Source organism: Roseomonas rosulenta, from assembly GCF_016106005.1.
GTDB classification, from domain to species: Bacteria; Pseudomonadota; Alphaproteobacteria; order Acetobacterales; family Acetobacteraceae; genus Neoroseomonas; species Neoroseomonas rosulenta.
The window spans coordinates 1-15029 of record NZ_JACADR010000100.1; the positions used below are offsets into that span (position 1 = coordinate 1).

Genomic DNA, 15029 nt, shown 5'->3' on the forward strand with positions numbered 1-15029 from the left:
GGTCGGCCTCCGTGCCGCCGAGCCGCGCGCGGCGCGTGGCGAAGGGCGCGGCGGGGGCACGGCCTGCGGCGGCCTGCGGCACCGGCATGGGCGGCAGGCGGCCGATCACCGCCAGGCGCGCATTGACCAGCACCACCTCCTCGCCCTTCAGCGCATAGGTGAACAGGGATTCGTGGCGCGCGTGGAAGGCCTCGGTGACGCGCTGCGCGAGGCCCGGCGCGTCCCAGTCCACGGCATCGAGCGGCACGGCGATCTCGAAGACCTGCTCGCCATAGCGCATGTCGGCGGCGCGCTTCGTCTCCACCGCGCCGCCGAACCAGGCGGCGACGCGCGCCCGGCCTTCGGCCTCGAGCCCGGCCCAGATGCCTCGCAACGCATCGTCGTCGGGCACGCCGCCGGTGCCGATCTCGCTGCGCGCCATCTCGTAGCGCAGGTCGGTGTGCAGCATGCCCCAGGCGGAGAGCCCCGCGGCGAAGACCGGCACGGCGACGCGCGTGACACCCAGTTCCCGCGCCACCGCGCTCGCATGCAGCCCCGCGGCACCCCCGAAGGCGAGCAGCGTGAAGTCGCGCGGGTCGACGCCGCGCCGCACGGTCGCGACGCGGATGCCATCGGCCATGCGGACATTCGCCAGGCGATGCACGCCCTCCGCCGCCGCCATGGCGTCGATGCCGAGCGAGGCCCCCAGCCGTCCGAAGGCCGCCAGCGCGCCGTCGCGGTCGAGCCGGCGCGCCCCGCCGAGGAAGTTGTCCGGGTCGAGGTAGCCCAGCACCAGGTTGGCGTCGGTCACCGCCGGCTCCGTGCCGCCCTGGCCATAGGCGACCGGGCCCGGCACCGCGCCGGCGCTGCGCGGCCCGACCTGCAGCGTGCCGCCGGCGCCGACATGGCCGATCGACCCGCCGCCCGCGCCAAGTGTGACGATGTCGAGGCTCTCGAGCGCGATGCGTTCCCCCGCCACGGTGCGCCCGCGCCCGAGCGCGGCCTCGCCCGCCTGCACCAGCGCGATGTCGGTGGAGGTGCCGCCGACATCGAAGGTGATCAGGTCCTGCCTCAGCCCGCGCTGCGCCAGCGCGACACCCGCCGCCACGCCACCCGCCGGCCCCGACAGTGCGGTGCCGGCGGCAAGCCGCGCCGCTTCCTCGACCGGCGCGACGCCGCCATGGGAGAGGATGACGAAGACCGGGCCTTGGTAGCCCGCCGCCTCCAGCCGCCCGCGCAGGCGGGCGAGATAGCGCGACACCACCGGCCCGACATAGGCGTTCACGCAGGCAGTGGAGAAACGCTCGAACTCCTTGATCTGCGGCAGCACCTCGGCGCTGGTGGTGACGAAGACGCCGGGCAGCGCCGCGCGCACCGCCTCGGCCGCGGCGCGTTCGTGCGCGTCGTCGCGCCAGGAATGCAGGAAGCAGACGGCGACGGCCTCGACCTGCTCGGCCTTCAGCGTGGCGATGGCGGCGTCGAGCGAGGCGCGATCGAGCGGCACCTCGACGCGCCCATCGGGGCGGATGCGTTCGCGCACCGGCAGGCGCAGCCGTCGCGGCACCAGGGCGGGCGCCGCCGGCAGCCGCAGGTCGTAGCGGTCGGGCTTCAGCCCCTCGCGCATCTCGATGACGTCGCGATGGCCCTCGGTGGTCAGCATCGCGACCTTCGCGCCGCGGCGTTCGAGCAGCGCATTGGTCGCGACCGTGGTGCCGTGCACGATGCGTTCCGTGCGCGCCAGCAGGTCGGGCAGCGCGAGGCCGAGGCGCTCCGCCAGCACGGCCAGGCCAGCGACCACGCCCTCGCTCTGGTCGGCCGGCGTGCTTGCGGCCTTGGCCAGGGTGGTGGTGCCATCGGCGGCGACGCAGACCACGTCGGTGAAGGTGCCGCCGACATCGACGCCGATGCGATAGGCGTTGCTCACAGCAGCCCCTCCGCCGCATCGCGGGCGCGCGCGGCCGGGTCGCGCTTCTCGGGCGGCCCCCAGCCGCCGCCGCCGCCGGCGCGCACATGCAGCACGTCGCCGGGGGCAAGCGGGATGCCGACCTCCTTGGTGCGCAGGTCGCGCGAGGTGCCGTCGGCGCGTTCCAGCGTGTAGTGGTGCGGCGCGCCGTCGCGCCCACCGAGCATCCCGGCCGCGCCGTAGCGCACGCCGTCGCCGGCCGTGTTCGCAACCGCCGGGCCGTCCGTCTCCAGCCGCATCACGAGCTCGCCGCCCAGGCCACCGCGCCAGGTCCCGTCCCCCGCGCTGCCGGGGCGGAACTCATGCTTCGCGAAGAACAGCGGGAAGCGGGCTTCCGCCATCTCGACGCTGCCGAACTTCAGCCCGCCGGCCGAATGCCATTCCCCAGCGGTGGACCAGCCATCGCCCTTCGACGAGCCGCCGCCGCCGGGCCGCGCATGGAACAGGTGCCACACGAAGGACCGGCCGGGCCGCCGCGCATCGCTGCCCTTGATCGCGACCCGGAAGCGCCTTCCCCAGCCGCCCATGGCGCGGTCCGGGCAGGCATTGGCCAGCGCCTTCACCACCGCCTCGACGATCTCGTTCGAGCAATGGGACGTGCACATGGTCACCGGCGCGCCCTCATGCGGCCAGACGATGCTGCCCTGCTTCGCGATGATCTCGATCGGGCGGAAGCAGCCGTCGTTCTTCGCCACCTCGGGGTCGAGCAGGAAGGCGATCGCCATGCGCACCGCGCTGACCGTGTTCGGCCAGGAGGAGTTCAGGAAGGACGGCACCTGCGGCGCGGACTCCGTCAGGTCCACCGTGATCGAATCGCCGCGCTTCGTGACCGTTGCGCGGATCGGGATGTCCTGCTGGCCGAAGCCGTCATCGTCGAGGAAGGCCTCGCCCTTCCAGCTGCCGTCGGCCCAGGTGGCGATGATGCGGCGCGCATGCGCCTCCGACAGCGCCAGGATGCCCGCCGCCGCCGCTTCCGTCAGCGCCGCGCCATGCTTCGCGACCACCGCGAGCAACCGCTTCTCGCCCAGATGCGCCGCGCCGATCATCGCCATCAGGTCGCCGCGCACCTCGCGCGGCAGGCGCGTGTTGGTGACGATCATGCGTACCAGGTCGGCGCGCGGGGCGCGGTCCTGGCCGAGCAGGATCGGCGGCAGGCGCAGCCCTTCCTGGAAGATCTCGGTCGCCGCGGGGTTGTAGGCGCCATGTGTGCCACCGCCGATGTCGGTGTGATGCGCGCGCACCACCGACCAGAACAGCAGCCGCCCCTCCGCGAAGACCGGCACGATGATGGTCAGGTCCGGCAAATGCGACCCACCGTGATAGGGGTCGTTCAGCAGGTAGATGTCGCCCTCGCGCACCGCATCGCCGAAGGCATCCAGCACCGCCTGCACCGCGAAGGGCATCGCACCCACATGCACCGGGATGTGGTCGGCCTGCGCCAGCAGCCGTGCGCGCGAATCACACAGCGCGATCGAGAAATCGCGCGAGGAATTCAGGATCTGCGAATAGGCGGTGCGCAGCATCGCCTCCCCCATCTCCTCCACGATGGCGCGGAAGCGGTTGTCGAGGACGGAGAGCGTCACGGGATCGGGCGTGGTCATGGGGCGGAACGCTCCGGCGGGCGGGCGCCGCCGTCAAGGCTTCGCAGCGCGCCCGCGCCGCGCCATCATCGCGGCAAGAAGGGAAGGAACCGCCATGACCGTCACCGTCGATACCCCTGACCTGCGCATCGTCACCGACGGGCTGCGCTTTCCCGAAGGCCCGGTCTGCATGCCGGATGGCTCGGTGGCGCTGGTCGAGATCGAGGCGCGGCGGATCACCCGCGTGGCGCCGAACGGCGCGAAATCCGCCATCGCCACCGTCACCGGCGCGCCGAACGGGTTGGCGCTGGGGCCGAACGGGATGCTGTATGTCTGCAACAATGGCGGCTTCTCCTGGCACGAGGAACCCGGCCTGCTGCGCCCCGGCTTCCAGGCGCCGGACTATTCCGGCGGCCGGATCGAGCGCGTGGACCCTGGCTCCGGCGCCGTCGAGACGCTGATCCGCGCCGTCGACGGCCGCCCGCTGCGCGGCCCGAACGACCTGATGTTCGACGCCCATGGCGGCTTCTGGTTCTCCGACCTCGGCAAGGTGCGCGCGCGCGACCGCGACCATGGCGGGGCGTACTGGGCGAAGGCCGACGGCACCGGCGCGGTCGAGGCCGCCTTCCCCATCTTCGGTGGCGCGAACGGCATCGGCATCAGCCCGGACGGCAAGACGGTCTACGTCGCGGAGACCGAGACGGGCCGTCTCTGGGCCTGGGATGTCGAGGCGCCGGGCAGGCTGAGGAAGGACCCCTGGCCGTCCGCCAATGGCGGGCGGGTGATCTGCCAGTTCCCCGGCTACCGGCGGCTCGATTCCATCGCCATCGCCGCCTCCGGGAACATCATCGTCGCCACGCTGGTGGCGGGCGAGATCACCACCGTCTCCCCCTCGGGCGAGATCCTGCGCGTGGTGAAGACGCCCGAGCGGATGCCGACCAACATCTGCTTCGGCGGGCCGGACATGCGCACCGCCTACATCACGCTGTCCACCAGCGGGAAGCTTGCCGCGATGCAATGGGACGAACCCGGCTTCCGCCTGCCCTATGGTTGACAGCACCGCCGTCGCAGGCGGAGGCTTCCCGCCATAAAGGCGACGCCACAAGGCGCCGGCCCGCATGAGGGAGTATCGTCCATGTCCGGTCCCGCGATCGGCCGCCGCGGCGCGCTTGCCGCCGGCCTTGCCTTGCCCTTCATCCGCCCCGCCCTGGCGCAGACCGCCGAGCCCTACGTGATGGGCTCGCTGTTTCCCATGAGCGGGCCGAACGCCGAATTCGGCGAGGCCTTCAGCCGCGGCGCGCAGGTCGCGCTGCAGCATATCGCCGCCGACAACATGCTGCGCCGACCGGTACGCCTGCAGGCGGAGGACAGCCAGGCGCTGCCGCAGCCCTCGGTCGTGGCGATGAACAAGCTGGTCAGCGTCGATCGCGCACATTGGGTGCTCGTGTCCTGGACCGCGACGTCGAAGGCGGTCGCGCCGATCGGCGACCGTGCGAAGACCATCATGGTGAATGGCGGCGCGGTCGGGCCCGACCTCGCGGGGCTGTCGCCCTATTTCTGGAACGTCATCGCGCTGGCGCACCTCGAGGTGCAAGTGATGGTGCCCTTCCTGGTGCGACAGCGGAACGCGAAGCGCGTCGCGCTGATCTACGTGGACGACCCGCTGGGCGACGCCATTCTAGGCCAGCTGCGCGACAACCTGCCACGCAACGGCGGCGAACTGGTAGGCAGCTTCTCGGTGCCGCGCGCCGCGCAGCAATTCGGCCCCGTCGTGGCGCGCGTGCGCCAGACGCGCCCCGATGCGGTCTATGTCGCCTCCTTCGGGGCCCAGAACGCGCAGATCGTGAAGGCGCTGCGAGACAATGGCGTGACGCAGACCATCTGCTCCTATTCCGCCTTCGGCATCGACAGCCTGCGCACCATGCCCGAGGCGGAGGGCGCGCTGTTCACCTCGCAGAAGCTGGACCTGACCGGCAACCACGCGCTGACGCGGCGCTTCGCCGCCGATTTCCAGGCGCGCTTCGGCCAGCCGCCGGTCGTCTACCACGCCAACTATTACAATGCGGCCTACCTGTTCGGGCTGCTGGCGAAGCAGGTGGAAGCGGCCGGCGGCGCAGTGAACGGCGACAGCCTGCGCGCCGCCATGCTCGCCACCCGCAAATTCGACCTGGTCGGCGGCGAGGGTGAGTTCGACGAGCAGGGCAACATGCTGACCCAGATGCAGGTGAACGAGATCCGCGGCCAGCAATTCGTCGCCATCGGCTGACCGGCACCGCCCGTGCTGTTCCTGCAACTGCTGCTCAATGGGCTGCAGGTGGGCGCGATCTATGCGCTCACTGCCGCCGGCTTCGCGCTGATCTTCGGCGCGACCAAAATCTTCCACGTCGCGCACGGCACCGCCTTCACCATCGCGGGCTATGTCTTCCTATTCGCCTGGCGGGCGGGCTGGCCGGGCTGGGCGGGGACGGCGGCGGCGGTGCTGGCGGCCATGGCCTTCGGCGTGGCGATGGAACGCTACGTCTATCGGCCCATCCAGCGGCACGAGGGATCCTTCTTCACGGTCTTCGTCGCCGCCTTCGGCGTCGGCATCGTGGTGCAGAACGTGATCGGTATGATCGCCGGGCGCGGTTTCGCGACCGTGGACACGCCGCTCTCCTTCTCGGCCGAGATTCTGCCCGAGGTCTTCGTCGCACCCATGCTGTGGATCGCCCTGGCGACCGCGGCAGTGCTCTTCGTCGCGCTCACGCTGTTCCTCACACGGCATCCGGCCGGCGTCGGGCTGCGCGCGCTGGCGCAGAACCCGGACCTGATCCGCACCTACGGGCTGTCCTCGAACGGGCTGTCGGTACTGGCCTTCGCGATCGGCTCGGCGCTCGCCGCGCCCGCGGCCATCGTCACGGTAATGACCACCGGGCTGAACGAGGCAATTGGTCACCAGGTCATGCTGATCTCGATCGCCGCGACCATCGTGGGCGGCATCGGTTCGCTGCGCGGCGCAGCACTTGCGGGGCTCATGCTGGGAATCGCGGAAAGCCTCGCCCTGCAATTCGTCGACACGCAATGGGCGGAGGCGGTGTCCTTCCTCGTGCTGTTCGGCTTCATCATCTTCCGACCGAGCGGCATCTTCGGCGTGGTGCAGACGCGATGACCGCCTTCCTGCTCAACCTCGCCACGCTCGCGGCCATCTCGGGCATCCTGGCCTCCACGCTGAACTTCATCGTCGGCTATGCGGGCATCTTCTCGGTGGCGCATGCGGTGTTCTTCGGTCTCGGCGCCTATGCCGGGGCGCAGGTGGCGCTGCTGCTGGTGCCGAACCCGTTCCTCGCCTGCCTGGCGGCGGCGGCGATCGCGGGGGGGCTGTCGCTGTGCCTCGCGCTACCGGCGCTGCGCGTACGGGGCGAGTATTTCGTCGCCGCCTCGCTCGGCCTGCAGATGGTGGCGGGCACGCTGTTCGCGGAACTGAAGCCGCTGACCGGCGGGATCGGCGGGCTGGTCGGCATCCCGCGGCCGGAGCTGTTCGGCACGGTGGTGCCGGTGCTGCCGCTGGCACTCGCCGCGCTGGCGCTGATCCTCTGGGCGACCGCCCTGCTGCAACGCGGCGCCTTCGGCCGCACGCTGCAGTCGATCCGCGATGCCGACAGCGCGGCGGAAGCACTGGGCAAGAACGTCAATGCCGCGAAGACGCTGGCCGTGGTCTTCGCCTGCGCCGGGGCAGGAGTCGCGGGCGCGCTTTATGCATTGCACCTGTCCTTCATCAACGTCGAATCCTTCACGCTCGACCAGTCGATCCAGATCATGGCGATGGTGATCATCGGCGGTACCGGCACGCTGTGGGGGCCGCTGGTCGGCGCGGTGATGCTGCTCTCCCTTCCGGCCGTGCTCACCTTCATCCCCTTCATCCCGCCGACCGAAGTCGGCGCCGTGCAGCAGATCATCTACGGCCTGGCGATGACGCTGCTGATGATCTTCCGCCCCGCCGGCCTGGTCGGCGACCAGACCAAGGGGAGGTCCACCTCGTGACCGAGGTGCTGCTGAAATCCGAGAACCTGGCGCGCGCCTTCGGCGGCGTGCAGGCGGTGGCGGGAGTCTCGCTCTCGCTCCCCGCGGGGCAGGTCACGGCGCTGGTCGGGCCGAACGGCGCGGGCAAGACGACCACATTCAACCTCATCACCGGAAACCTCCGTGCGGATTCCGGCACGGCGCATATTCGCGGCAAGCCGATCATGGGACTGAAGCCGCGGCAGGTGGCGCGGCTCGGCGTCGCCCGGTCCTTCCAGGACCTGCGGCTGTTCACGCACATGACGGTGCGCGAGAACGTGTTGGCCGCGACCGAGACATCCGCCTGGTTCTGGCAGCCGGGCGGCGCACGCGCGCGCGCCGCACGCGAGGCGCGCGCGGCCGCCGCCCTGGAGGCCACGGGGCTGACGGACCTCGCCGATGCGCGCGCCGTCGACCTCGCCTATGCCGAGCGCAAGTTCCTCTCCATGGCGCGCATCCTGGCGGCCGAGGCGGATATCTGGCTGCTCGACGAACCGGCGTCCGGGCTTGATCTCGCCTCGCGGCTGCGCTTTGGCGCGCTGCTGCGCGCGGCGACGGCACGCGGTGTCGCGATTTGCCTGATCGAGCACAACCTCGATGTCGTGGCGGAACTGTCCGACCGCATAGCCTTCCTCGACCAGGGGCGGGTGCTGGCGGAGGGCGACCCGCAATCGATCCTGCACGATCCGGCGCTTGCCGCGATCTACTTCGGCGACCGCCCGCAGGAGGCGGCATGACCGCGCCGGCGCTCCAGGCCCTTGGCCTGACCGCCGGCTTCGGTGGGCGCGACGTGCTGCAGAATGTCTCGCTCACGCTGAACGACGGCGAGATCCTTTGTCTCATCGGACACAACGGCGCCGGCAAGTCCACGCTCCTGCGCGTACTGTTCGGCCTGCATCGCCCCTCGGCCGGCACGCTGCACGTCTTCGGCCGGCCGCCCGGCCAGCACAGCCCGGCGGCGATGGGCGCGGCCGGCGTGGCGCTGGTGCCCGAGGGCCGCGGCGTCTTCCCGGACCTGACGGTCGAGGAGATCTTCGGCCTCGCGCTGTGGTCGGCCGGCGTTCCGAGATCGGGCCAGCGCGAACGCGTGGAGGAAGTGCTGGACGTCCTGCCCCGCATCAGGGAGTTCCGCACGCGGCGCGCCGGCACGCTCTCGGGCGGGCAGCAGCAGATGGTCTCGATCGGCCGTGCGCTGCTGACGCGCCCGCGCGTGCTGCTGCTGGACGAACCCTCGATCGGCCTCGCACCCAAGCTGTTCCAGGACCTGATCCGGCCGATCGCGACGCTGCGCGAGACCCGCGGCATGTCGATCCTGCTGGTCGAGCAGAACGTGCGCGAGGCCTTTGCCATATCCGACCGCGTGCTGGTGATGCGGTCGGGGACGTTTATCTTCGAAGGCGCGCCCGCCGAACTGGACGACCACGCGAAGCTGATGGAGCTGTTCTAGCCGGGCGCCCGCCGCTATCGCCGGTGCCCCGACACCTCGGCGCCGGCATCCGCCGCAAGCCGCGCATGCAGCGGCACCGAGGCCAGCACCACCGCCGCCGCCACCAGGAAGCCCCAGGAGAAATCCGCCACCGCCAGCGCGCCGCGGCCCGACAGCGTGAGTGACACCTCCAGCGTCGTCGTCGCCAGCACCACGCCCAGCGCCGGGGTCAGTTGCTGCAGAGTGCCATAGAGCGCCGTCGCCGCCGACATGCGCTCGGCCGGCACGTCGGCGAAGGCGAGCGTGTTCAGCGCCGTGAACTGCAGGCTGCGCGCGAGGCCCCCGGCCGCCAGCAGCAGGAAGATCGCCGCCGCCGGCCAGGCCGGCGTCAGCAGCGCCAGCGCCGCGATGCCAGCCGCCGCCACCACGCCATTGCCAGCCAGCGCCGCACGGAAGCCGGTACGCCTGAGCAGAGGCCGGACCAGCGGCTTCATCGCGAAGGCGCCGAGCGCGGTGGCGAAGGACACGAAGCCCGATTGCGAGGCGCTCATCCCGAAGCCGATCTGCAGCATCACCGGGATCAGGAAGGGCACCGCGCCCGCGCCGGTACGGAAGATGCTACCGGCAAGAGCGGGGTCGCGGAAGGTCGCGATGCGGAACAGCGAGAGATCCACCGCCGGCCTCTCGCGCCGACGCATATGCAGCACCGCCAGCACCCCGGCCAAGACCCCGAGCACGAGCGAGGCCGCGGAGATCCATCCCGGCACGACATGCCGCCCCACCGTCTCGATCCCGAACATCGCCAGGGCGAGCGTCGCCCCGGTCAGCGCCAGGCCCAGGAGATCCGGCGGCCCGGGCCGCGTCGGCGCCACGTAGGGGATCTTCCACGCCACCAGCGCGAAGCCGATCAGCCCGATCGGCACGTTGATCCAGAACACCGCGCGCCAGGAGAACAGGTCGGTCAGCACGCCGCCCAGCGGCGGCCCCGTCACCGGCCCCAGCAGTGCCGGCATGGTCAGCCAGGCCATGGCCGAGAGCATGTCCTTCTTCGCCACGCCGCGCAGCAGCAGCAGCCGCCCGACCGGCACCATCATCGCCCCGCCGACACCCTGCAGGATGCGGAAGCCGACCAGCTCGCCCAGCCCCTGCGCGCGGCCGCACAGCACGGACGACGCGACGAAGACCAGGATCGCCAGCATGAAGACGCGCTTCGCCCCGAAGCGGTCGGCGATCCAGGCCGAGAACGGGATGAACACCGTCAGCGCCACCAGGTAGGAGGTGATCGCCGCACCAAGTCGCGCGGGGTCCTCGTTCAGGTCACGCGCCATGGCGGGCAGCGCGGTCGCCAGCACCGCGCTGTCCAGGTTCTGCATGAACAGCGCCGAGGCGACGATCAGCGCGATGCCGCGATGGTCGCGCGCGGCACTCACGGCGTCAGGATCACGCGGCCGGCGCTGCGTCGCTCGCGCAGCTCGGCCATCGCCTCGCGGAACCGATCCAGCGGGAAGGCGGCATGCACCTCCGGCTTCAGCGCGCCGGCCTGCCACCAGGCCATCAACTGCGCCCACAGCGCCCGCGCGCGCGGCGCGTGGCGCTGCCGGTTGTCGCCCGGCGACCAGCCGACATAGGTGCCCCAGTTCACCCCCGCGACCGCGATGTTCTTCAACAGCAGCAGGTTCGCCGCGACCGTCGGGATGCCGCCGCCGGCGAAGCCGATCACCACCAGCATCCCGCCATCACCAAGGCAGCGTAGCGACTCATCAAAGGCGTCGCCGCCGATGGTGTCGAGTACGCAGGCGACGCCGCCGGTCGCCTCCAGCACGGCGTCGCGGAACGGCAGCGCGCTGTCCAGCACCAGATCCGCCCCCCGCGCGCGCAGCATGTCGTGCTTCGCCGCCCCCGCCCGCGCCACCACCCGCGCGCCCATCGCCTTCGCGATCTCCATGCCCGCGAGCCCCACGCCCCCCGCCGCCCCCTGCACCAGCACCCAGTCGCCCGGCGCGACCCGCGCACGCCACAGCAGCGCCGACCCCGCGGTGGGGTAGGAGATCGGGAAGGCCACCGCCGGTTCCATCGGCAGCCCGTCCGGGATCGGCACGACATGGATGTCGTCTGCCACCGCTTCCTCGGCATAGCCACCCCAGTCGAGCACGGCGAAGACGCGCGTGCCCGGCGGTGGCGCATCGGCATCGGGCGCGGCTTCGATCACGGTGCCGACCACCTCCGTGCCCGGCACGAAGGGCAGCGGCGGCTTGCGCTGGTACTTGCCCGCCACCACCAGTTGCGTCGCGAAGGAGACGCCGGCGGCGGCTACGCGGATGCGCACCCCGCGCGGGCGCAGCGGCGGCGGCGGGATGTCCTTCAGCTCGAGCGCATCGAAATCGCGCCAGGACTCGCAGAGGATCGCGCGCATCATTCCATCCGGATATTGGCGGCGCGCACGATGGCGCCGAACTTCGCGGATTCGCTGCGGCAGAAGGCGTCGAACTGCGCCGGCGTATCGGCCACAGGGTCGGCGCCGAGTGGTGCCAGCCGCGCCCGCACGTCGCTGTCCTGCACCGCCACCGCCACCGCGCGCTGCATGCGCTCCGTGATCGCGGCCGGCGTGCGCGGCGGCGCCCAGATGCCGTACCAGGTCGAGATCACAAGGTCGGGAAACCCGGCCTCCGCCGAGGTCGGCAACTCCGGATAGACCGCGATGCGCCGCGCATCCAGCGCGGCCAGCGGCCGCAGCAGCCCCTCGCGCACCGCGCCCGCGCCGGCCGGCACGCTGTCGAACATCACCTGCACATTGCCCGCGATCAGGTCCTGGATCGCCGGCCCGGCGCCGCGATACGGGATGTGCACCATGTCCACGCCGGCGATCTGCTTGAACATCTCCCCCGCCAGGTGCTGTGCGCCGCCGATCGAGGACGACGCATAGCTCACCCGCCCCGGATTGCCTTTCGCGTGGTCCGCCAGTTCGCGCAGCGTGCGCACCGGAAGCCGCGGATTCACCAGCGCGACCAGCGGCACCATCGCCATGTTGGTTACCGGCGTGAAGTCGTTGAGCGCGTCATAGGGCATCGAGCGGTTGATGTGCGGGATGATGACATGCGCGGACGCATTCACCAGGAACACCTGCCCATCGGGTGCCGCCCGCGCCACCTCGGCCGAGCCGATCGTGCCCGACGCCCCCGGCTTGTTCTCGATCACCAGCGGCTGGCCGAGCTCCTGCTGCGCGCGCTGCGCGACCACGCGCCCCACCAGGTCGGTCGGCCCGCCGGGCGGGTAGGGCACGATGCAGCGCACCGGGCGCGTGGGCCAGTCCTGCGCCAGGGCGGGCGTCGCCAGCGTGGCCGCCAGCGCCGCACGTCGCGTGATCCTCATGGCATCCCCTTCCCTTGTCGCGGCTTCGCGTCAGGATAGGCCCACAAGCGCGGAGGAGGAAACGCGATGGACGAGGCGATGCGCCCCTACAGGGGCATCCGCGTGCTCGATGCCGGCCAGGGCATCGCCGGGCCCTATTGCGGGATGATGCTCGCCGCCTGCGGCGCCGACGTCATCAAGCTCGAGCCGGCGGAGGGCGACTGGTCCCGCGGGCTCGGCTCCGCGAAAGATGGCGTGTCGGTGATGACGGTCTGCTTCAACCGCGGCAAGCGATCGGTCGTGCTGGACCTGAAGTCGGAGGAAGGCCGCGCCGCCGCCGCGAAGCTCGCCGCGCAGGCCGATGTGCTGATCGAGGCCTTCCGCCCCGGTGTCGCCGCGCGCATCGGCCTAGGGCCCGAGAACGCCAAGCCCGATGCGGTCTGCCTGTCGATCTCCGGCTTCGGGCAATCCGGCCCCTATCGCGAACGCCCCTGCACGGATTCCGTGGCGCAGGCGTTCTCCGGCTTCGTCGCGCTGAACGCCGGCGCCGATGGCGCGCCGCACAAGGCCGGCCCCTTCATCGCCGACATGGCGACAGGCATCCACGCCTTCGCCGCCGTGCAGGTCGCGCTGGCTGCGCGCGCGCAGGACAGCACGCCACGCCGGCGTATCATCGACATGTCCCTGATGGCCGCGAGCGCCAACCTGCTGACGCACCAGATCGGCGAATGGGGCTACCAGGGGAAATCCGCCGCACCACCGAATGCGCCCGCCGGCGCCTACCAGGCCGCCGACGGCGCCTGGGTGATGATCACCCTGGTGCGCGAGGCGGAATGGCTGACCATCTGCGACGTGCTTGAGATTCCCGACGCGAAGGCCGACCCGCGCTTCGCGACCTTCCCGCTGCGCTGGGAGAATCGCGAGGCGCTCTACGCCATCGTCCGCGCCGCCTTCGCCAGGCGCGACTCCGCCGACTGGGTGGCCCGCCTACAGGGTGCACGGCTGCTGGCCGACCGCGTCAACACGCCGCTCGACTGGCTGGCGAACGAGCATGTGGTCGCCTATGGCGGCGCCTCGCGCGTGCCGCAGCCGCAGCTTGGCGAGGTGCCGCTGCCCATGCTGCCCGGCCTCGGCCACTGGCACGCGCCGGCCCCGGGCCTCGGCCAGCATACGGCCGAGGTGCTGGCGGAGCTCGGCGCGTGAACCTCGCCGCCGTGCAGGCGATGCTCGATGCGCTGGCGGCGATCGGCGCCGATCCGCCCGGCATCACGCGCCATGCCTTCGACGAGCGCGAGAACGCCGCCCATGCGCTGGCCATCGCCGAGGCCGAACACCTCGGCCTCGAGGTCACGCGCGATGCCGCGGCGAACCTGTATCTCACCTGGCCAGGCGCCGACCGCGCGGCACCACGAACCTTGCTGGGGTCGCATTTCGACAGCGTGCGGCATGGCGGCAATTTCGACGGCGCAGCGGGCGTGGTCGCCGCGCTGGCCGCCGTCTCGGCCCTGAAGGCGGAGGGCTTCGCGCCACGCGCCGACATCACCATCGCCGCCTTCCGCTGCGAGGAAGCGGTGTGGTTCGGCCTCGGCCTGATCGGCAGCCGCGCCGCGCTCGGCATCCTGCCGCCGGAGGCGCTGGACCGCCGCCGCGCCGATACGGGCCTCACGCTCGCCGAGCACATCGCGCGCTGCGGCGGCGACGCGGCGGCGATCACGCCCGGCACGCGCCTGCTGCCACCCGGCCCGATCCGCTGCTTCCTGGAAGCGCATATCGAACAGGCGCCCTCGCTGCTCGAGGCCGGCGTGCCGATCGGCATCTGCACCGGCATCCCCGGCAACATCCGCCACGCCGCCATCCGCATCGTAGGCGAGGACGCGCATGTCGGCCTGCCCCGCCGCTTCCGCCACGACGCGGCGCTGGCGGGTGCCGAGATCTTCACCGCCCTCGATGCGCTCTGGGCCGAGGAGGACGCCGCCGGCCGTGCCATGGCCGTCACCATCGGCCGCTTCCACACCGATGTCGCGACGCACGAGATCACCGTTGTCGCCGGCGGCTTCACCTTCTCGATCGACCTGCGCGCCTACGACGCCGACCACCTGGCCACGCTGGAACGCCGCTTCCACGACATCCTCGCCACCACCGCCGCGCGACGAGGTGTCGCCTTCGACCTCGGCCCGCGCAACGCCGCGCCGCTCGGCCCCTGCGATGCGGGGCTTCAGGCCGCGCTCGCCGCCGCGGCCGCCCGCGCCGGCGTGGCGACCCTGCCGCTGGGTTCGCCCGCCAGCCACGACGCCGCGAACTTCGCTGCGCAGGGCATCCCGACCGGCCTGCTGCTGATCCGAAACGCCAACGGCAGCCACAACCCGCATGAAGCCATGGATACGCCCGACCTCATGGCCGCCGCCGCGACCTTCGCGGCCTTCCTGCGCGCGACAGCCTGACCCTCAGCGCGCGAAGGCCGCGCGCGGCACCGGGCCGATCGTCATCGGCGTATCCTGGCCATTGAAGTGGCGGCCGTGGATGATCGCGAACAGCGCCGTCTGCGCATCGCGTGGCTGCCGCGCCTCGATCGCCGCGACGAAGACTCCCTCAGCCGCATCATCCACCACCAGCGCGCGCACCCCGGCCAGGCCCGGCGCCGGCGCCATCGCCGCGAGCCGCGCGGCCATCGCCGCGGCCGCCGCCTCCGCCGCGG

The 15029-nt window shown here is 71.8% G+C and carries 14 protein-coding genes; 8 read left to right on the plus strand and 6 right to left on the minus strand.

Annotation, left to right across the window (positions count from 1 at the left end; genetic code table 11):
• Positions 1-1903: hydantoinase/oxoprolinase family protein (locus HW578_RS13480; RefSeq protein ID WP_198371065.1), on the minus strand; the 1903-nt coding region annotated here is incomplete at its 3' end.
• Entirely contained in the window at positions 1900-3543 is a 1644-nt protein-coding gene (locus tag HW578_RS13485) for a hydantoinase B/oxoprolinase family protein (RefSeq protein WP_198371066.1), read from the minus strand. The genes HW578_RS13480 and HW578_RS13485, both read right to left, overlap by 4 nt.
• A gap of 94 nt (positions 3544-3637) precedes the next feature.
• Between HW578_RS13485 and HW578_RS13490 the strand changes: the two genes are divergently transcribed.
• The 6 genes from HW578_RS13490 to HW578_RS13515 all read left to right on the plus strand — a co-directional run bounded on the left by HW578_RS13490 (position 3638) and on the right by HW578_RS13515 (position 9007).
• Positions 3638-4576, plus strand: coding sequence for an SMP-30/gluconolactonase/LRE family protein (locus tag HW578_RS13490; protein WP_198371067.1), 939 nt, complete (start codon positions 3638-3640; stop codon positions 4574-4576).
• Positions 4577-4657: 81 nt separating this feature from the next.
• The gene (locus HW578_RS13495; RefSeq protein ID WP_198371068.1) at positions 4658-5788 is read left to right on the plus strand and encodes an ABC transporter substrate-binding protein; all 1131 of its coding nucleotides are present in this window, start codon (positions 4658-4660) and stop codon (positions 5786-5788) included.
• 12 nt (positions 5789-5800) lie between these two features.
• Positions 5801-6670 (plus strand): branched-chain amino acid ABC transporter permease, encoded by an 870-nt coding sequence (locus HW578_RS13500; protein ID WP_198371069.1) that lies wholly within the window; start codon positions 5801-5803, stop codon positions 6668-6670.
• Complete coding sequence (locus HW578_RS13505) at positions 6667-7542, plus strand: branched-chain amino acid ABC transporter permease (protein ID WP_198371070.1); 876 nt, start codon at positions 6667-6669, stop codon at positions 7540-7542. The genes HW578_RS13500 and HW578_RS13505 overlap by 4 nt, the downstream gene beginning before the upstream one ends.
• Positions 7539-8297, plus strand: a complete 759-nt coding sequence (locus HW578_RS13510; protein ID WP_198371071.1) for an ABC transporter ATP-binding protein — start codon at positions 7539-7541, stop codon at positions 8295-8297. Before HW578_RS13505 ends, HW578_RS13510 begins: the two co-directional genes overlap by 4 nt.
• Positions 8294-9007, plus strand: a complete 714-nt coding sequence (locus HW578_RS13515; RefSeq protein WP_198371072.1) for an ABC transporter ATP-binding protein — start codon at positions 8294-8296, stop codon at positions 9005-9007. The genes HW578_RS13510 and HW578_RS13515 overlap by 4 nt, the downstream gene beginning before the upstream one ends.
• A 14-nt stretch (positions 9008-9021) precedes the next feature.
• Here the strand turns inward: HW578_RS13515 and HW578_RS13520 are convergent, their stop codons facing one another.
• From HW578_RS13520 to HW578_RS13530, 3 genes are read right to left on the minus strand one after another with little or no spacing between them, the layout of a single operon-like run.
• On the minus strand, positions 9022-10416 hold the full coding sequence (locus HW578_RS13520; RefSeq protein ID WP_369407890.1) for an MFS transporter: 1395 nt from the start codon (positions 10414-10416) through the stop codon (positions 9022-9024).
• A complete protein-coding gene (locus HW578_RS13525) occupies positions 10413-11399 on the minus strand; it encodes an NADPH:quinone oxidoreductase family protein (protein ID WP_198371073.1) in 987 nt (328 codons plus the stop codon). Before HW578_RS13525 ends, HW578_RS13520 begins: the two co-directional genes overlap by 4 nt.
• On the minus strand, positions 11399-12355 hold the full coding sequence (locus tag HW578_RS13530) for a Bug family tripartite tricarboxylate transporter substrate binding protein (protein WP_198371074.1): 957 nt from the start codon (positions 12353-12355) through the stop codon (positions 11399-11401). Before HW578_RS13530 ends, HW578_RS13525 begins: the two co-directional genes overlap by 1 nt.
• A gap of 66 nt (positions 12356-12421) precedes the next feature.
• On the opposite strand from HW578_RS13530, the gene HW578_RS13535 reads away from it, so the two are divergent.
• Positions 12422-13537: a CaiB/BaiF CoA transferase family protein gene (locus tag HW578_RS13535; protein ID WP_198371075.1), complete on the plus strand. Its 1116-nt coding sequence runs from the start codon at positions 12422-12424 to the stop codon at positions 13535-13537.
• On the plus strand, positions 13534-14775 hold the full coding sequence (locus HW578_RS13540) for a hydantoinase/carbamoylase family amidase (RefSeq protein ID WP_198371076.1): 1242 nt from the start codon (positions 13534-13536) through the stop codon (positions 14773-14775). Before HW578_RS13535 ends, HW578_RS13540 begins: the two co-directional genes overlap by 4 nt.
• Before the next feature lie 3 nt (positions 14776-14778).
• On the opposite strand, the gene HW578_RS13545 is transcribed toward HW578_RS13540, so the two are convergent.
• Positions 14779-15029 (minus strand): hypothetical protein (locus HW578_RS13545; RefSeq protein ID WP_198371077.1); only part of this gene is annotated, 251 nt, incomplete at its 5' end.